The organism is Sphingobacterium gobiense (assembly GCF_002980575.1).
Classification (GTDB): domain Bacteria; phylum Bacteroidota; class Bacteroidia; order Sphingobacteriales; family Sphingobacteriaceae; genus Sphingobacterium; species Sphingobacterium gobiense.
In genome coordinates this window covers 446,216-465,203 of record NZ_PVBS01000001.1, presented here as the reverse complement: position 1 = coordinate 465,203, position 18,988 = coordinate 446,216, and the positions used below count along the sequence as shown (strand labels likewise).

General features: G+C 46.9%; 15 protein-coding genes. 4 read left to right on the top strand and 11 right to left on the bottom strand.

Annotated features, from left to right (window positions below):
* Nucleotides 1-62: 62 nt before the first annotated feature.
* The 3 genes from C5749_RS02050 to C5749_RS02040 form a co-directional block, all read right to left on the bottom strand.
* Complete coding sequence (locus C5749_RS02050; protein ID WP_105722552.1) at nucleotides 63-1,127, bottom strand: NADH:flavin oxidoreductase/NADH oxidase; 1,065 nt, start codon at nucleotides 1,125-1,127, stop codon at nucleotides 63-65.
* Between the two features lie 44 nt (nucleotides 1,128-1,171).
* The gene (locus C5749_RS02045; protein ID WP_219847879.1) at nucleotides 1,172-1,465 is read right to left on the bottom strand and encodes a glycoside hydrolase domain-containing protein; all 294 of its coding nucleotides are present in this window, start codon (nucleotides 1,463-1,465) and stop codon (nucleotides 1,172-1,174) included.
* Between the two features lie 119 nt (nucleotides 1,466-1,584).
* Nucleotides 1,585-1,947: a hypothetical protein gene (locus C5749_RS02040; protein WP_105722551.1), complete on the bottom strand. Its 363-nt coding sequence runs from the start codon at nucleotides 1,945-1,947 to the stop codon at nucleotides 1,585-1,587.
* A gap of 649 nt (nucleotides 1,948-2,596) precedes the next feature.
* Between C5749_RS02040 and uvrA the strand changes: the two genes are divergently transcribed.
* From uvrA to C5749_RS02025, 3 genes are all read left to right on the top strand, one after another.
* Entirely contained in the window at nucleotides 2,597-5,125 is a 2,529-nt protein-coding gene (gene uvrA, locus C5749_RS02035) for an excinuclease ABC subunit UvrA (protein ID WP_105722549.1), read from the top strand.
* 78 nt (nucleotides 5,126-5,203) lie between these two features.
* Nucleotides 5,204-6,367 carry an iron-containing alcohol dehydrogenase gene (locus C5749_RS02030; protein WP_105722547.1) on the top strand — a complete coding sequence of 388 codons (1,164 nt, stop codon included), beginning with the start codon at nucleotides 5,204-5,206 and terminating at the stop codon, nucleotides 6,365-6,367.
* Between the two features lie 163 nt (nucleotides 6,368-6,530).
* Nucleotides 6,531-7,304, top strand: coding sequence for a TerC family protein (locus tag C5749_RS02025; RefSeq protein ID WP_105722545.1), 774 nt, complete (start codon nucleotides 6,531-6,533; stop codon nucleotides 7,302-7,304).
* 179 nt (nucleotides 7,305-7,483) lie between these two features.
* Here C5749_RS02025 and C5749_RS02020 read toward each other — a convergent pair whose 3' ends face one another.
* The 6 genes from C5749_RS02020 to C5749_RS01995 form a co-directional block, all read right to left on the bottom strand.
* Complete coding sequence (locus C5749_RS02020) at nucleotides 7,484-8,584, bottom strand: FISUMP domain-containing protein (protein WP_219847878.1); 1,101 nt, start codon at nucleotides 8,582-8,584, stop codon at nucleotides 7,484-7,486.
* A 154-nt stretch (nucleotides 8,585-8,738) separates the two neighbouring features.
* Nucleotides 8,739-9,752, bottom strand: a complete 1,014-nt coding sequence (locus C5749_RS02015; RefSeq protein ID WP_146113659.1) for a DUF6528 family protein — start codon at nucleotides 9,750-9,752, stop codon at nucleotides 8,739-8,741.
* 10 nt (nucleotides 9,753-9,762) lie between these two features.
* Nucleotides 9,763-11,358, bottom strand: coding sequence for a RagB/SusD family nutrient uptake outer membrane protein (locus C5749_RS02010; RefSeq protein ID WP_105722540.1), 1,596 nt, complete (start codon nucleotides 11,356-11,358; stop codon nucleotides 9,763-9,765).
* An 8-nt stretch (nucleotides 11,359-11,366) separates the two neighbouring features.
* Nucleotides 11,367-14,705, bottom strand: coding sequence for a SusC/RagA family TonB-linked outer membrane protein (locus C5749_RS02005; protein ID WP_105722538.1), 3,339 nt, complete (start codon nucleotides 14,703-14,705; stop codon nucleotides 11,367-11,369).
* Between the two features lie 37 nt (nucleotides 14,706-14,742).
* Nucleotides 14,743-15,924, bottom strand: a complete 1,182-nt coding sequence (locus C5749_RS02000) for a FecR family protein (protein ID WP_105722536.1) — start codon at nucleotides 15,922-15,924, stop codon at nucleotides 14,743-14,745.
* Nucleotides 15,925-15,971: 47 nt separating this feature from the next.
* The gene (locus C5749_RS01995; RefSeq protein ID WP_105722534.1) at nucleotides 15,972-16,538 is read right to left on the bottom strand and encodes an RNA polymerase sigma factor; all 567 of its coding nucleotides are present in this window, start codon (nucleotides 16,536-16,538) and stop codon (nucleotides 15,972-15,974) included.
* 322 nt (nucleotides 16,539-16,860) lie between these two features.
* On the opposite strand from C5749_RS01995, the gene C5749_RS01990 reads away from it, so the two are divergent.
* Nucleotides 16,861-17,643, top strand: coding sequence for a glucose 1-dehydrogenase (locus tag C5749_RS01990; protein ID WP_181151254.1), 783 nt, complete (start codon nucleotides 16,861-16,863; stop codon nucleotides 17,641-17,643).
* A gap of 240 nt (nucleotides 17,644-17,883) precedes the next feature.
* On the opposite strand, the gene C5749_RS01985 is transcribed toward C5749_RS01990, so the two are convergent.
* The gene (locus C5749_RS01985; protein WP_245893586.1) at nucleotides 17,884-18,252 is read right to left on the bottom strand and encodes a DUF4260 domain-containing protein; all 369 of its coding nucleotides are present in this window, start codon (nucleotides 18,250-18,252) and stop codon (nucleotides 17,884-17,886) included.
* A gap of 61 nt (nucleotides 18,253-18,313) precedes the next feature.
* A complete protein-coding gene (locus C5749_RS01980) occupies nucleotides 18,314-18,967 on the bottom strand; it encodes a Crp/Fnr family transcriptional regulator (protein WP_219847877.1) in 654 nt (217 codons plus the stop codon).
* Between the last annotated feature and the right edge of the window lie 21 nt (nucleotides 18,968-18,988).

Below are 18,988 nucleotides of genomic sequence, written 5' to 3'. Positions count from 1 at the left end.
CTAATCTAAGGGTTTACCTAATAAAAACCATAGTGGCTTAATTTTGTTTGTAAGTTTTTCCACTACCATTGCGCCCGTTCATATTGCACGGGCCAGTCGATGTGCACTTTCAAATCGCGGGCTGCTCTTAGCGGAAAATGGGGATCTCTTAAAAACTCCCGAGCGACCATAATTAAATCCGCTTCCTCATTGACTAAGATAGATTCTGCTTGTACCGCATTCGTAATCAATCCGGCGGTAGACGTCAATGCGCCCGTTTCCCGTTTTACTTTTGCTGCAAAAGGTGTTTGATAAGCCGGTCCAACGGCTATTTTCTGATGGCTTACCACACCACCACTGGTCACATCCATCACGTCTACGCTTCTGTCTTTTAAAATTTGTGCGAGTGCTGAGGCATCATCTGGCGTCCATCCACCTGCAGCCCAATCCGAACCCGGCATACGTACAAACAAAGGTTTTTCGCGCGGTAAAACCGACTGTACACCATCCAGCACCTCTAGTAACAACCGAATCCGATTTTCAAAACTACCACCATATGCATCGCTACGGTGGTTGCTCAGGGGCGAAAGAAACTGATGTAGCAGGTAGCCATGCGACGCGTGTATTTCAATCACCTCAAACCCCGCCTTTAATGCCCGCTCGGCCGCTGCTGTAAAATCCGCAATTACCTTTTGAATACCTTCTGCATCCAACGCTAAGGGTTTTGGGTAATTGCCGGCGTACGGTATCGCTGACGGAGCGACGGTCTGCCAACCACCGTTCTCCGGCTTCACTTCATCACGACCCTCCCACGGAACCATCGTACTGGCTTTTCGACCTGCATGCGCCAACTGGATGCCGGGAACAGCCCCTTGCTGTTTTACAAATGCGTTGATCTGCGCCAGCTTTTCTATCTGCTCGTCTTTCCATAGTCCCAGATCGGATACTGATATCCGAGCCTCGGGCGAAACACCGGTTGCTTCTATCAAAATTAGGGCGGCTCCACCGACCGCAAAGCTACCGAGGTGCACCAAATGCCAGTCATTGGCAAAGCCATCCACGGCAGAATATTGACACATCGGTGAAACGACGATTCTATTTTTTAAAGTAACTCCTTTAATTGATAGTGGACTGAATAGTTTAGCCATGTTATGCTAATTTGAACAATATTTTTTAAAATGAATACCCCAAGTTACTCACAAAGCCGTTCCTTAGCAAGCAAGAATGTAGAAAGCAAGTCATAAAAACTTTTATATGTATCTCCGGCGGGCCAAGTCCTGAATCGGGAATCATGCAACGGGTTTTCCACCCAGGAATTAAAGGCCCATCGCAAAAAGCCATCGAAACCATCAGCCATAGCATACCAAGCCAAGTATGTAGATTCGGCAGGGTCGGAAAAAGTAAACTGATTAAAATCCATCAAAAAGTTTCCCCAAAGCTCTTTGAAAACTTGCGTACCAGGATCAGCTTTAACATTCACAAACATACCCGTAACAGTAGTCTATTATCGCTCATGACGGTAGATCGGACATATCTAGAGGTATCCTGTTCAACGCAGTATTGCCAAATACGGCAGTAGAAGGCATCCACGATCGTCGATAGAAATTATACGTCCGAAGTTGTTTCGTAGTTGTCTTGGACTTGTAGTTTGAGCTCTAGCCGGGTTACCTTGTCCATCAAGACATTCCGTTGCGCTAGGATCTGCGCGTTTTTCTCTTCAAGCTCCCGCAATTGATCCTGCAGGCCGATCACTCTTCTTAATAGTGAGTTCTCTTTTATCACGTACTCGTGAACATCGGGGACTGGTTCAGTCTTGTTCTGGATTAAGGGCGAAATGGATTTCATCCAGTTTAAAATTGTCCGTTTATCTCTAACGTCATATTTCTCCATGGCTTCTTCCAATAATAACTCTCCTGCAAGAATAGCCTTCACAGCTTCTATTTGTGTGTCTTTTCTGCTCTTTTTCATTGTACTCTTTGCTCATTCCTATAGACAAAAGGTGTATTTTGTATCCAAAAAGAACACATGTCGTATAAACAACATTTACACAGGAACGTAGTAAATATTTTTCCTGAATTATCTCTTCAGAAAGTTGTTTTCTATTTTTTTACTACTTACCACATGCCCCTATCGTTCTATAACAATGTTTTATGGATATATCTAAAATTAAGCCAAAAAAAAAGATACTTCGCCAGCCTGTATAGTTGCACACACAACAAATAAGTAATTTTTTCTAAAACAATAGAACCGGACAACCTTTACTATATTACCCTGTAGGTGGGGTCATGCGAATAGTTCGGAGGTGTCACTGTATACTTTATTAAAAAATGCCTTTTCACGTATTTTAACATTTGTCTTAATCTTTTACCCGCGGGCGTGACGTCGTCCACTTCGGGAACTGTCAAAACGACAACAGAAATTCACTTGACATGGTTACACGACGGATCTAACGACATGTTGATAAATATTGATGTCTATCATTAAGCCATCTCGGATGAACGCAATACCTTTGTGGCAATAGCATACGCCAGCCAGCGTGGACAAGATATTTAACATAAACGCATGTCGATGCTGATAGATCGGTGCAATTGAAAAAACACAAAAGTTTGAAATAACGATGAATAAGCAGGAATTTAATGCGTCAGGATTTGTAACAATTAAAGGGGCGCGAACGCATAACCTGAAAAATGTGAACGTCGAAATTCCCAGGAATGCGATGGTTGTATTTACGGGAATTTCCGGTTCGGGTAAATCATCTTTGGCATTTGGCACATTATACGCCGAAGCGCAGCGGCGATATATGGAATCCATTTCGCCATACGCGAGACGCCTCATAAATCAGTTGGAAGCACCCGATGTGGATCGAATAGACGGCTTGCCTCCCGCGGTAGCCCTACAACAGCGACGGGGTGCTGGCAGTATCCGCTCATCTGTAGGAAGCATTACCAATCTCTCTGATCTTTTAAGGCTTTTATATTCCAGAGCTGGCGACTATCCGCCAAACGGGAAAATTATATATGCCGAAGGGTTTTCACCCAATAACCCCGCCGGAGCTTGCCCCCACTGTCAAGGGCTAGGTCGGGTATTTGACGTCACAGAAGAGCTTATGGTTCCTGACAGCACGTTATCCATACGCCAGAAAGCAATTCAAGCGTGGCCTCCTGGATGGGCAGGGCAGAATCAAAAGGACATCCTTATCAGCTTAGGGTACGATATCGATATACCATGGAGAGACTTGCCCGAAAAGACCCGCAACTGGATTCTTTTTACGGACGAGCAACCTGAGGTTCCTGTTTATCCCAGAATGGATGCGAAAGAAGTACAGGACGCTATTGCCAACAATGTTAAACCGAATTACATGGGAACATTCACAAGCGCTAAGAGATACGTCTTACATACTTTCCGTAATTCCCAAAGCGCTGCTATGAAAAAACGTGCTGAGCGATATCTGACGAGTATCGAATGTCCGATTTGTGACGGTAAAAGATTGAAGAATGAATCGTTGTCCGTCAAGTTCGAGAGGCTTGACATCACAGAAATGTCTCGTCTTTCGATGAAAGATCTGTACAAAATTTTTAGTCCCTATGCACATTCTTTCTCTTCAGAAAGCAAAAAAATGGAGGCCGGCACTGACAATGACACCGTAGTTTCCCAGATAGGAGAAGATATCTGTAGAAGACTAAACACTATACTGGACCTCGGACTAGGCCATCTCACCCTTGAAAGGACAGCCCCTAGCTTGTCAGCAGGTGAACTTCAGCGCCTTCGGTTGGCAAGCCAGCTACATACTAATCTATTCGGCGTTACCTACGTATTGGATGAGCCCTCGGCGGGATTGCATCCTGCGGATACTCAAGCACTGATGGGTGCCCTGAATCGTCTGAAGTCTGCAGGCAATTCTTTATTTATTGTCGAACATGACATCGATGTAATTGTACAGGCTGATTGGATAGTAGACGTAGGACCTTACGCAGGCGAACAAGGAGGCAACATACTCTACAGCGGAATTCCTGAGGGTCTGAAAAGCTTAGCGTCGTCAGTTACGGCCAAATATCTCTTTAATAAAAGGAAGTTTCCACACTTCAACAGAAAGATACATGGATGGATCGAGTTGACAGGGCTAACCAAAAATAACCTTATCGACTTTGACGTATCATTTCCGCTAGGAGTCTTCACGAGTGTGACCGGCGTCTCTGGATCAGGAAAAAGCACCTTGGTAAGCCAGGCCTTAGTCCAACAAATAGCTAAACACCTCAATGCTCCACTCAACGATAATCTCGGCAGCCAGGAAGATCACTTGGAAGAAGAGTTAACGGCGATTGGTTCCGGCACATTAGCGCTTAAAGGTGGAAAGGTCAAACGATTAATTGTGGTCGACCAGAAGCCCATAGGCCGCACCCCAAGGTCGAATCTTGCCACCTACACCGGCTTGTTCGATCACATCAGGACTTTGTTTGCCGGCACACCGCTTTCAAAAAAACGTAAATACGATCCTGGGAGGTTCTCATTTAACGTTTCCACTGGGCGCTGCGGTAACTGCAAAGGGGAAGGTTTTATCATGGTTGAACTCATGTTTTTACCAAGCGTATATTCCCGCTGCCCTATCTGCCATGGCTCGAGATACAATGAGCAAACTTTAGACATCACCTATAGGGATAAAAATATAGCGGAGGTGCTGGAGATGACTGTCGATGAAGCATACAGCTTTTTCGCCGACATTGACGTGATTCAGCGACCGTTGGACGTCGTACGCCAAGTGGGCCTAGGATATCTTAGGTTAGGACAACCTGCTACCGAATTGTCCGGCGGAGAAGCACAAAGAATTAAATTAGCAACGGAGCTGCAGCGCGCGTCAACCGGGAATACCCTTTACATTCTTGACGAACCTACTACAGGCCTACACCCTTCGGACGTTAAAAAACTGCTTATTCAACTCAATAGGCTAGTCGATGCTGGCAATACCGTTATTGTTGTTGAACATGACATGGACGTTATTGCACAAAGTGACTGGGTAATTGACATAGGTCCGGGAGGCGGTAGCGATGGAGGCAAACTTGTTGCCCAAGGCCCGCCGACCGAGATTGTCAAGTCAAAAAAAAGTATCACGGCGCGTTATTTAGTTAATAGAATCAGCCAGACAAATTGAACGTTTCGGAATTGACATTAAAACAACACGGAGAAGTATTTTGTTCTTTAATTTTGTACCATAAACTACGTAAGAAACATGATCAATTTCGAATATAAGAACCCAACAAAAATACTTTTCGGCCAGGGCCAGATACCTAAAGTCGCGCTCGAAATCCCACAGGATGCCATCGTATTGATGGTATACGGCAGTGGGAGCATTAAGCAAAATGGCATTTACGAGCAAGTTAAGAACGCGCTGCATAAGCATACAGTTTATGAATTCGGGGGTGTTCCTGCCAATCCAGAATATGACATACTGCTACAGGCCTTGGCCCTTATCAAAGAGAAGAAAGTAACCTATCTTTTGGCCGTTGGCGGCGGATCTGTGATCGATGGCGTCAAATTTCTCTCCGCTGCAGTAGGTTACCAAGGAGACCCTTGGGATATCCTGAAACTTCGGATCCGCACAGAGGAAGATCAAGGCATGCCTTTCGGAACTATCCTGACGCTACCAGCCACCGGTTCCGAGATGAACTCGGGATATGTGGTATCCAGAAAAGAAACAAACGAAAAGTTGGCTGCTGGCGGCCCGGGGGTATTTCCGCAGTTTTCGATATTGGATCCCGAAGTTGTACGCTCAATCCCCAGAAGGCAAATCATCAATGGTATCACCGATGCGTATACACACGTGCTGGAGCAATACATCACCGCACCTTCGGCTGCCGATCTGCAAGAACGGATCGCCGAAAGTATTCTGATCAGCCTGCAGGAAACAGCCTCCAAACTAATGACACCGGAATTTGATTACGGTGCCGCGGCGAACTTTATGTGGTGCTGTACCATGGCGCTCAACGGTCTCATTCAAAAAGGGGTAATAACCGACTGGGCAATACACGCTATGGGGCATGAGCTCACAGCCTATTATGGCATAGACCATGCACGTACCCTGGCGATTATTACTCCATCCCATTACCGTTATAATTTTGAGGCTAAAAAAGAAAAGTTGGCGCAATATGCAGAACGTGTATGGGGAGTCACCGAAGGTACGGTTGAAGAAAAAGCTAAGGCAGGAATTGCGCAGATGGAACACTTCTTCCATAGCATGGATATTGCCACCAAGCTTTCCGATTACGTAACGGATTACCAAGATACCGCAGCACGTATCAAACAGACTTTCATCAACAGAAACTTGACCGGCATTGGTGAGTACAAATCCCTGACACCAGATGATGTATACGAAATCGTACAAATGAGTTATTAGCATACTAAAAAGATCTATGTAAAGGACGAAACTGAGAATAGCGCCATACCTACGGTGTCTGTACACGAATATTTTATGCAGTATAGATCGAAAAGATTTGTATCCGCAATTAAACATTTTTAGCACATTCGGTGTATTACTTTAAGAACTAAAATCATCTATTATGGAATGGATCACCGATCCCCAAATCTGGATTTCCTTTTTAACGCTAACGCTCCTAGAAATTGTGCTCGGAATCGACAATATCGTATTTATCTCTATACAGAGTGGTAAGCTTCCGCTAGAACAACAAAAGAAAGCCAGGCAACTTGGTTTGTTGCTAGCCTTGGTTATGCGACTCGGTTTATTATTTTCTATTAAATGGATTATGGGTCTGACCGAGCCTTTCCTCAATCTAGGAGATACATTTAATATAGAAAATCCTTCATGGTATCGATACCTAACCTTATCTGGTCGAGACCTGATCTTATTTATTGGTGGCTTATTCCTTATTTATAAAGCAACCACAGAGATCCATCATAAGGTCGAAGGACATGTAGAGACAGCTAGCAACCGAAATAGACCCCTCACCTTCCGGAGCGTCATTATACAGATTATCATTCTCGATTTAGTTTTCTCACTTGATTCGGTCATCACAGCCGTTGGAATGGTAGATCAAATAGGCGTTATGATAGCAGCGGTCATCGTCGCAGTCGGGATTATGCTCCTTTCTGCCTCAACCATCTCCCGATTTGTTAATGATTATCCATCAGTCAAAATGCTTGCATTGGCCTTCCTGTTACTTATCGGTGTTTCGTTAACCGCTGAGGCGTTTGACCAGCACATTCCCAAAGGCTATATCTATTTTGCCATGGCTTTCTCTGTTCTTGTGGAGTTTCTTAACATCCGGACGGAAAAAACAGCGTTGCAAAAATTGAAAGACGAGGTCAAGGAGTAGGGTGAAGATTAAACAAGCATGGAGCTTAGGGTTTTAAAATCATTTGGACCTAAAAAACTTATACCCAAAACTTTTCGATGGTTTCTACACCCTATGAAGGTGTAAAGTATAAAGCCATAACATTAAGGAAATAAAAAAATCGGCTTGGAAATTCCAAGCCGATCTCAATATCCTAACCGCTAGTAGTTTGCTACACAACGCAACGAATATCCATTTGCGGCAGTTTCGGCGCCGTTCGAGAAATTCGCGTTGCCCGATCCTACCGTAACGCGAAGTGGATTATGTGTCCCCGCCGTCGTTAAAAACGCGACCCAGTGATAAGAGTAAACCCCTTCCTGTTGAAAGATCTTGGAACCCTCGTTCCATCTGCCGGCAGGCAGTATGTTGAAATCTATCTCACGGCTTAACTCTTTATATAGTGGATAGTCTCCGCCAGGGAAGTTGGCATTACCCCCGTAATAAAACGTCGTTCCTCCCTGCCACAGTCCGCCGCTGCTCACGGGGCTGCTACCCTTCAGGTACGGTGCGACAATCCCCCAGTTCGTCAGGGTGATCGAGTTGACCACACCTATTTCACGGCCCCAGCCGATGGTATAGCCATCTTTGGTTGACCCGATATCCGCCAATGTATTACCCGGTATCACATATTCGGTCTTAAGAGCGACCAACAGGTCGTACCAGTCATTGACATTGGGCACATGCCATCCCGTCGGACAGCCTCCCTGAACCTGTATGTTAAACGCGTTTGCACTTGTGCCATCGAGAATGTAAGCGTTGCCCGCATCGTCAATGCCGCTCGCTCCCCAAGTAAAAGGATTGTCAGCTTCCGTAGCTTTAGGTATACCGGTCATCGCTTCATGCCAGGTATACAACCTGCCGTAGATCGACGCCTTTCCATTATCGTTATTGTAGTCCCATCCGAGGTTGCCGTCTGCGCCCTTCTCATTGAGGTTTTCGATCATCCAGGTCTTGCTACCGTAGCGCTTTGTCCGGTAGTTCTCCAGTGACGGTGGCGGTGCAAGGAGCGTGATCTCTTTGTAGAACCAGCGTGTAAAGCTCTTTTCCCCATTACGCTCGCCCTGTACGCCGATAGATTTTGCCGGAATAACGCCGCCCTCAGCGCTTCCCCGTACGACGATCCGATTTGTCTGTTGGCCGTCGACGATTTCCAGTGCTTGTGGCATCGTCCAAAAGTACTGCACGCCGGGCTCTGCGTCGGCGATGTACAACTCAAACTCGACACCACCCTCTATAGACAATGTTGCGGGAAGGTTCGTCATGATAAAGTCTGGTTGCCAGGGCTGCGGATCGTCAGCACGCTGGCATGCGCCAACTAAAAGTGTCGATAGCAGCAGATATAAAAAAATGTTTTTTGCCATTTTAATAAGTTATTTTAAGCATCAATACATGAATAAATTTTCGGCTCTTAGCGCCTTAATTTGATTGAACATAGGGATGATTTTTAGGATAGCTGAAGGGATTATCTATGAACCACCGTGCCTTATACATTTTATACCCCGGTTTGAAAAAAACGCTGACTCCGCGGATATTCGTCAGCCTGTCTGTCCAGTAAGACATGTTAGGCTCAATGACCAGCGTGCCAAAACCCTGCGGTCCGTCAGAAATTGACTTGATGTTAGCTTTAGCATACGGGTGTGGGGAAAATGTTTCCGATGCTATATCGAAAATAAAGATTCCTGTTGCCGTAGAGAGGTAAAGCTGATCTTTTCCGTATACAGGGAACAGGTCATGCGGACTTTTATCCGGCAGGCCGTAAAAAACCTCCTGCTTTATAAGTTCGGGATCAGCGCTGTCGCCATTGTAGCGATAGGTATAGAGGTTCTGGTCGTCTGTCGCCCAAAGGACATCCCGCTTCAGATCCCAAACGGCGTTGTGCCCAAACGTGAGGTTATAGCGTTTTACCTCTTTTGGCACATATGCCGACAAGGAATCCACCTTATATAGCTTGAGTGCATCCCCCTCACCATCCGAGGTCGTACTGCAAGACACGACGATGTTTCCATCGGGCAGCACCTCTGCCGAGTGCGGATTTCCCTTGGCATTGGTATAGAACATGATCTTCTTGTCAGCTATCCGAACCAGTGCAACACCTCCGCTCGACGCCGTCAGCAGCACATACTCCCGATTGTATACCGCTTTCGCTTCGTCGATCTGCCGGAACCATGCGGCCTCTGGCGCGTTTAGCACTTCCGAAGCCTTCCACGACCATAGCTCCCCTCTACTTGGCGAATCGATGATCAGCACCTGGCTCTCCGATTGTTCACTGATCAGAATAGGACGTTCACTCTCCCATAGTCCGGGCACAGGCACATTTTCGTCCGAGCTATCACCAAAAGGATCCGAGAAATCGAGGATAGGTGCCTGGTCCTCCTTGCACGATAATAACACCACCATGCAGCTTAAAATAAAATATTGTATTACTTTCATTGTTTTATTTTTATTGTCCCCAGCCGGGGTTGTTAGGTCTAAGATTTGGATTCAGTTCCATCTGTGTCGTTGAAATGGGCCACCAGTAGTCGCGGGCCGCGTCAAACGTCCGTGTTATGATCGGCGTGCCATCATGTTTACGGATCGTACCGCTAAGCACATTTTCGGCTGTACGCCATCGGCGTACGTCGTTGTAATAGTATCCTTCGCCGGCAAACTCTATGCGGCGTTCGTACCGTATAAGCTCCCGTAGTTTCGACGGATTGCTACCGGGATAGTCCAGTACACTCTGCAGCGAGAAGCCTGCCCGCTGACGTATCGGACGCACAGTCATGTTCCATACATCCTCTGAAAGCTCTCCCAGTTCGTTTTTCGCTTCTGCATACATCATCAATATATCCGCATAACGCAACACCATATAGTTGATCTCCGACATGTTATCTCCAATCTGTATCTGGGCTGTCGTCGCCGTCCCCGCATCATATATACTATATTTCTTAAAGGCGAAGCCCGTTTGCACCACCTTAAAATTGGTATTGTTTCCGTCGTTGCGGACAATCTCTCCTAAAAATGTGGAGCCCGGATAAACGATGGTTTGCTTGAAACGGGGATCGCGGTTTTCATAGGTATCCGACTCGCTGTATGCAGACTCTTCTTTCGGCTTTCCGTCCACCATAACGTAACTTTGCACCAAATCAAGCAGCGGTGCGGCATTACCATACTGTCTGATCGTCACATCGAAACTGCTGCCGCGATTAGGCTCGTTATTAAACTGGATATCAAAGATAGATTCCGAACCGTTTTCTGCAGCGGCGGAGAACAGGGTGCGGTAGTTAGGATATAAGCTGTAGACACCAAGATCGATGACACTCTTCGCAGCATCAGCCGCCTGCCGCCATTTTTCGCGGCTGTCGTCCGCATTGAAAAGCGGGCTGGCCTCAAATAGAAGGACTTTTGCTTTCAGGGAGAGCGCTGCCCCTCGCGTAGGCCTTCCAAAATCTGCGTTATCCAGGTAACGTATCGGCAAAGCCGGGGCTATCTCGTCCAGCTCACGGACAATAAACTGGGCTACCTCCTCCCGTTTTGTACGCGGCAGGGAGCCCTGCGCAATGTCCGCCTCGGCCGTAATCAAGGGTACGTCTCCATAGTAGCTGATCAGTAGATGGTAAAAGAGCGCCCGCAGGAAGCGTGCCTCCGCCTTCATCTGCGCGATCTGCGAGGGCGTAAGCTCCAGATTACCGTCAATATTATCCAGCAGTGCATTACACCGACCTATACCCGTGTATGCCGCAGACCACCTGCCGTTCACTAGCGCAATGTCTGCAGTATGTGTCCCCAACGACACATTATTCCATCCAAGCCTATTATCATAGTTGTAAGCGTTCGGCGATGCTGATTCTTCCCAGAGTACCGAGGCATTGCCATACAGATATTGATTGGAAAGGGCTGAGTAACATCCCACCAGACCAGCTTGGGCCGTCTTAGCTCCCAGCCAGAAGCTTTCTTGGTCGTACCTGTCGGTAGGCGTTACGGTCAGGTCGCAGGAGCCTAAGAAAGACGTCGTCGCAACCAAGAGTAAAAGCTTTCCTATTTTATTCTTTTTCATGATCTTCGTTAAAAATTTAGATTGATTCCCGCACTGTAAGTCTTTAAATTAGGATACTCGTAGAGATCCCCTTTGGTCGTCGTAAGCTCTGGATCCCACAACCTGAACTTACTGAACGTCAATAGATTTTGACCACTAAGGTAAATCGATAATTTCCGTATGCCTAAACGCGACATCCAGCTGTCCGGAATCTGATAGGCTAGCGTGATGTTTTTCATCCGCAGATACGATGCATCCTGCAACCAAAAAGTAGAGTTGATAAAGTTCTCACCCGCGTCGGTATAGGTCGTCAGGAGCGGCAGTTTTGAATTCGGGTTGCTGGGCGTCCAGGAATCTCTCGCCCATTCATATGTCACGTTGGCTCCATTGTTGAAAGGAAAGGCGACGTTTCCCGTCGGATAGACATCGACATCCGCAACGCCCTGGAACTGGCTTTCCAGCGTTAGACTTTTATACCCCACGCGTAACCCCAAGCCGTACGTCCATGTCGGAATGGAGCTCCCCGTAATGATCTTATCGGCATCATCGATGTAGTTATCACCATTATAATTCGCGTACTTTATATACCCCGGTTTTAATTTAGACCGCGTTCCGTACACGGCTGTCGCCTCATCAATTTCCTGCTGCGACTGGTAGTAGCCTGTCGCTTCGTACAGGAAGTACGAGTTAATGCCGTAGCCTTCTTTGATAATATGCCGTCCGGAGATGACTTGCTGCCCACCTATATCGACAACCTTGTTCTTGACATAGGATATCGATCCATTAAACGAATACGAAAGGTCGCCTTTTCTATCCGTAAATGACGATCCTACCTCCCAGCCTCTGTTGTCCACCTTTCCGAGGTTTACAGTCGGTCCTGTCAGCCCCCCCACCTGGCTTGCGATGTTAATGGCTCGGAGGATATCAAAAGTACGTTTGTAAAAATAATCGGCCGTAATACTCCATTTATTCCAAAGGCTCATGTCCACGCCGGCATTATACGATAATGTCGACTCCCATCGGATGTTCCGGTCTGTCAGGGCTGCCGTTGCGGCGCCGCCGACCGTTGTCCCGCCAAAACTATAGTTATAACTCGGATTTATGTTGAAGGTACTATTGTAAACACCGATACCCACGGCCTGGTTACCCAGCCTGCCCACCGATGCTCTCAGTTTTAAAAAGTTGATGGATTCGGATTTAAAAAAGGACTCTTTGTTAACCGTCCAACCCACCGATGCTGATGGAAAGAACGACCACTGGTTGCCTGGGGCGAATCTTGAGGAGCCGTCATAGCGTAAGCTTCCTTCTAGGGTGTACTTACCCTGATAATCGTATGCCACCCGTCCGTAAACCGACGCAAGCTTGCTGACAGCGGATCCTCCCGTCGCCTGTGCATTCGTTTGGTCCGATAGCGCATTAAGCTCCCATAACGTATTGTCGTAAAAACCCCAGTTATAGGCCTGAAAATGACGTCCGTCATTGATTTGATAATCTTGCCCGGCCATCACGTGCACGTTATGCCCATCCCATTGGTTTTCAAAAACCAGCCGGTGCGACAAGGTAAACTGTTTATCTAGGGAGTCCCAGTCTTTTACGCGGGGCGCAGAACCATTGAAGTTACGCATATCACCGGTCTTCGGATCTACCGTATACATCTGCGGAATAAAGTCTTTACTAAAATGATCAATACGCCTGTAGCCGAGTGTATTATGATAGGTAATACCCAATGGAAGTTTATATTCGAGGGAGAGGTTGGTCAACGTTTCCTGATAATCCCGCAGGGTGAATCCCTGCTCCACTTCCATACGCGGGTTTTCGATATTGTTACGCCCCGGGGTATAGAGCCAGGTAGAACCATACACATTGCCCCTGCGGTAGTCCGACATGATGGGCAGGCCCCGCATGATCACGCTCATTACCGTGCTCGTACCATAGCCCACCTCATTAAATTCCCTGAGGTTTCCGATAAAACCGGCATTCAGTTTCAGACGGGGCGTCGCCTGTGCCGATACTTTGATATCAAAAGAATATCGTTTGGCATCGTCGTTAGCGATGAAGATTCCTTTCTGATCCATATATCCTGCTCCGGCGGTAAAGTTGATCTGCTCGCTTCCTCCCGTCACGCGCGCATTATACTGTTGAAGCATACCGCGGTCCAAGGCGATGTCGAACCAGTTGGATGCCGGATAAACGGACGGATCTGTCCCGAGTCCTGCGCGGTATTCATCGATCTGCGCCTGAGAGTATGAAAGCGCCGTCTTACCTGAGTTAGCTTCCGCACGGTTCCGCATCTGCATATACAATATCGGGTCGTCCACCACGTCAGGAAGGAAGCTCGCTTCTTGAATACCTGTGTGCGCTCTAAAATCGATCTTCGTTTTGCCGGCAGCGCCTTTTTTGGAGGTGACAAGGATTACTCCGTTCGAAGAACGCGAGCCATAGATTGCTGCGGCAGCATCTTTCAGCACGGTGATGCTTTCGATATCGGCAGGATCAATCTCGTTGAGCGAATATTCTATCCCATCGAGCAGCACGAGCGGGTTAGCATTATTCAGCGTATTTACTCCCCGTATACGAATGGTCGCCCCATCTCTTCCTGGTTTGGCGCCCGCCTGGTTGATCCAGACACCGCTCGTCCCGTACAGCGCCTGCGAGGAGTGCGTAATCGTCTGCTTCTCCTTCTCCTCCATCTTCACCACGGATACCGCGCCGTTCACCTGATCGCGTCGCACAGATCGGTAGCCGACGACGACAACTTCCTCGAGCTCGCTGTTTGACGGGCTAAGTGTGATCGCTTGACCAACTTCGCTAGTAAGCGTCTGGGTGAGCGCGTTATATCCCACCATATGGAAGGAGACTTCCATCGGAACGCTACCGCTAAGGTTAAAGCTACCGTTCTCGTCTGTCGATGTCGAAGCTCCCCCATCCGTTGCGCGGACGGTTACGCCTTTCAAAGGTTGCCCCTGGTTGTCCAGCACCCGACCTTGGAGCATCTGCTGGTTTACAGGCTGCACGGCCGGATTTCTCCGCTGCGAAATCACGATAGCGTCCTCCCTCCTTTCATAATGGAGTCCCAGCGGGGGCAGCACGCTGTCGAGGATCGCTATCACCGTGCCCCGTGGAATTCCTATCGATACGTTTTTATCCTCGACATGCTTCCTGTTGTAAAAGAAGTTGTAGCCACTCTGCTCCTCCATCCGCTCAAGCAAGTCGCTAAGCGCATAGTTTTTTTTCTGCAGGTTGATCTCTTGCGCCGTCGTTTGCCCCCCCAGCTGTAATATTGCAGCGAGCAGGCATGACGCTGCCAGCCTGTAGCCATTCCTCGCTTGGATGTCCAACAGGCGGCGAAATGAAAATCGTCGTCTCATTTTTCGTTAATAAAAGTTTATGAAGTTTGATACAGGTCTATATACCCTTGAATATGGAAATTTTACGCTGATGAATACGAAAATCGACCGTACCGGTCAGCTCGAGAAGTTCCAATACCTCCTGCAAACTTTGCCCGCGGGAAGCCACACCGGTGAATACTTCCTGCTGAAGCTTGTCTTGGAACACAAACTCTACGTTGTACCATCGCTCAAGTTCCTCCACAATGTCGGAGAGCGGTCGGTCATTGAAAACAAAGACGCCCTGTGTCCAATCGGTCTCCCTCGTATCGGCAAGCGCCGTAAGCGTGGGGGCCTTCTCCTTTTCGGCGACCAGACGCTGCCGCGGCAGGAGCTTCATTTTCTGATCAGGCCGCTTGGTGTCCGCTACTTCCAAACTGCCGGTGTACAATGTCGTCGTGTATTTATTCTGATCACTGTACGCCTGTATGTTGAAGGTGGTACCTAACACACGGGCCACATGGTTTCCGGAATGCACTTCAAACGGCCAGCTTGCTGCTGTTCCTTTTTGCACGTCGAAATACGCTTCCCCGTCAAGTTCCACCCTTCGTCGTTCGGCAGAAAAGACGAGTGGAAAGCTGATTTTAGATCCTGCATTGAGGTTTACGTGTGTCCCGTCAGCAAAGCGGATGCTGTAGGTTGCGCCCATCGGCGTAGCCAGGACAACTGTTTCTTCTGCAAGCAACCGCGGGAGGCCGACAGTTTCGCCATTAGTATAATAAATCCCACCGTCTTTCAGTACAATCTCCTGCTGCCCGGCAGCAAGCGGTAAGGCCGTCCCGTCCTCCAACATTAAGTTGGCGGAGGGTTTGGCCGGAAGGATGACTGCGGCGACGGCGGTATTGCTGTCTACGGTCCCCTTCTTCCATTGCTGCATACCTACACCTAAGCCGCAACAGACGATGATGGCCGCTGCCCAGCGCAAGATATGCTTTGGCCACAGGCTGGCCGTGCGTGTGCGTGACCGCTGCGGAAGGTCGGACGCCATCCGCTTGTCGTTGATAATAAGTTGAAAAACTTGCTCTTTATCCAAGTTACCTCTACCGGACGTTTCTCCCGCCATGAGATCGTCAAGCACCGCCGATAGTTCACTATCCGTTTGCTGTGTAAGATAGACTGATAGTTCCTGGAGCTCCGCAGCGTTTAACTGCTGCTGGCCGTACCGGATGATCAGGTCTGCTATTCTTTCTTTTTGATCCATACTTGTTTTGTTATCCTTAATACGAATGGAAGAAAAAAAAGGACTAGTCAGAAAAGAAAAAAGATGAAAAAAATCGTTGTCCGGTATTTAAGGACTTTCATCGCCTTTACAAGGTGGTTTTTCACCGTATTCTTGGATATCTTCATCTTGTCGGCTATCTCTTGGTAGCTGAGTTCATGGAGCTTAGCCAACATCAGTACCTGCCGCTGCTGCTCCGGCAGTACATCCAATAGGCGGGACAGCTTTTCATGCTCCTCCCGCTGTATCAGTGCCTGTTCGGCGCTAGGTTCATACGATTCCTCGGCCTTAAGTTCGTCCATGGCAAGCGTTAGTTTGACCTGACGGCGGAGGATGTCGATGGATTTTCGCTTGGCTATAGTGCTGATCCAGGCCAGAAAGTCTTTAGCCGGATCTATCGTTTCTCTTTTTAGCCACACCTGCACAAATGTGTCCTGCACGACCTCTTGAACCAATATATCGTCGTGCAAAAAGGTCTGCAGCCGTCGCGTCAAAACTTCGAAGTGGCGGTCATACAAGACACGAAAGGCATCCAAGTCGCCTTCTTTTAGCAAGCTGATTGTATGATTAAGTGTGCCTAGGTCGTTTGCATTCATGTTTGAGAAACTGCCGCAATAATAAGTTATTGGTATAAAGTTAAGATTATCCTAATATAAAACAACCATTAATTTAAAAGTATAGCTTTACCACTGCGCCTGTTCATCACCGCTGTTGGAATACCAAAGTTTGACGGAACTATTCTATCCAAAAAAACTACCCATTAGCAATGGAAGCTTTTATACTTTCAATAATGGAACTTTTGTTATTGCTTAATTTTGATATTACCCTACTTTAACAAAACACTAACACAGAAGTGGTATATTTGATATGACATCCAGCAACTATACGCTTTGTAAGTCTGGTTTAAATATTAAAGAGATGGATAAAAAAGTAATTATTATCACGGGAGCAGCTATGGGACTAGGTCTTGCTGCTGCCCAGGAGTTTGCTACCAGAGGTGCCAAACAAGTATTGGTAGATTACAATAAAGAAGCGCTTGAAAAAGCAGCAGATGAGATCCGTGCGGAATTTCCTGATGCAGAAATTGTAACCCACGTCGCAGACGTATCCAAAGAAGAAGACGTAAAGGCCTATGTTGAGCTTGCCGAATCTTCGTTTGGTAGGATAGACGGTTTATACAATAACGCAGGTATTGAGGGCCGTCAGGCTCCACTTGCCGAATACAATCTTGATGTGTTCCGTAAAGTCGTCGATATTAACCTCATGGGTGTGTACTTTGGTATGCGACACGTTATCCCCGTTATGCAAAAACAAAAGTACGGTCGTATTGTAAATGTGGCCTCTGTAGGCGGTATCCGAGGTGTCGTAAACCAGACACCCTATGTAGCCACCAAGCACGCCGTCAGCGGCATGACAAAAAATGCGGCCATCGAGTACGGAAAAGATGGGATACTGACCAACGCCATTGCTCCAGGCGCCATATTGACACCCATGGTCGCCGAAGCTTTCAAACAAGTAAATCCTGATAACCCAGAAGCTGCCGAACGCGAATATTCGCAACGCAACCCCACCCGTGCTTTGGGGCAGCCAAAAGATGTGGCTAAACTAGTAGCCTTTCTTATCAGTGAAGAAAATGGTTATGTAAATGGACAGACTATTGCCATCGACGGAGGTGAATCCAACCTCTACGGAAATTCGTAGCGCTAACTAGGCCGCATCAGCATAGGCTTTCTTCATCTTGTCTACAATAGCGGGCTGATGTTGACTCAGGTCGTGCTGTTCGACCGGATCATTTGTGCAGTCTGCTGTATTAAAAAGGACGACAGCAATTTAATTCTTTGTTCGGCCGTAGCGGTATTTAAAAGTTGGTCAGTTATATTGGTTTTAATCAGTTCGCTTATATCAATATGCTGGTTTGTTAATTCGTCTGCGTCTCCGACGTTATTTCACTTTACCAGTCCGACCAAGGTGCGTATTTTTAAAATCGTCACTATACTTCAAGCCGTATCCAAAAATCCGATCCATAGCCGCATGACCGAAAAGGATGATACCTGCCAAGGACAATACGGGGATATGAAACATAAACCCTAGACCTAAAACCAGCAACGCCGTGAGTTTATGATGAAAAATATTGTATGTGACAGCCCCTACCCTAGGATTTATCGCATAGCCCAGCATGGAAATATCAGGTAATAACAGGCAAGCAGGGAAAACCCACCAGACGTAATCCAATTGCGTAAACAATAATATGGCAAGTAAAAACTGTCCTATTTCTTCGAGTTTCAATAGTGTATCCATTTGCTTTGTCATGATATCTTATTTTTGATATAACAAAGGTCGTCAATCGCTACGCCAATCATCTTGACAAAAGTCAAGGTTTTTCCATCTGGCGCTTTCTGATCCTACTAAAGGTTTCGGCAGACATCCCCAGCAAGGAAGCAATATAATGTAGCGGAATTTTGTTGAACAGGTCTTTATTTTGTTCAAAATAAACATTATACCGTTGTTCTGCATTCATCGACAAATGCGCGAATATCCTATTCTCTATCATAGAGAAGCACTTCATCATAAATTGCTTTTCAATCTCTTTCCATTTCGGGAAGACCTCAGCCAGTTTTTGGTAATCTGCTTTAGTAATACGCCATAATTTGGTATCTGTAAATGCCTGAATATTATATCGGTTAGGCTGATCGAAAAAGAAGCCTAACACCTCCGTCATAAACGAATCGTCTGTCGCAATCCACTGTGTAACATCCTTACCATCCGCATAAGCATACACCCTAAGAATTCCTGAGCTAATGATGCCTAACTTGTCACAGATTTTTCCCGTCTCGGTAAAGAAGTCATTTTTTTGAAGGGTCTCTTCTTTAAAAAACGAGATCACCAGTTCACATTCTTGATCTGTAAGCTCTCCAAAATGCTGCTGTATACGCTGTTTAAAATCTTGCACTATCCAATACTTAGTTGTTTGATAAAGATAAACAACAATGTCTACGAAAACGTTACTGAAAGAAGAAACTTTCATATATGTTTGAAAAAAAATATA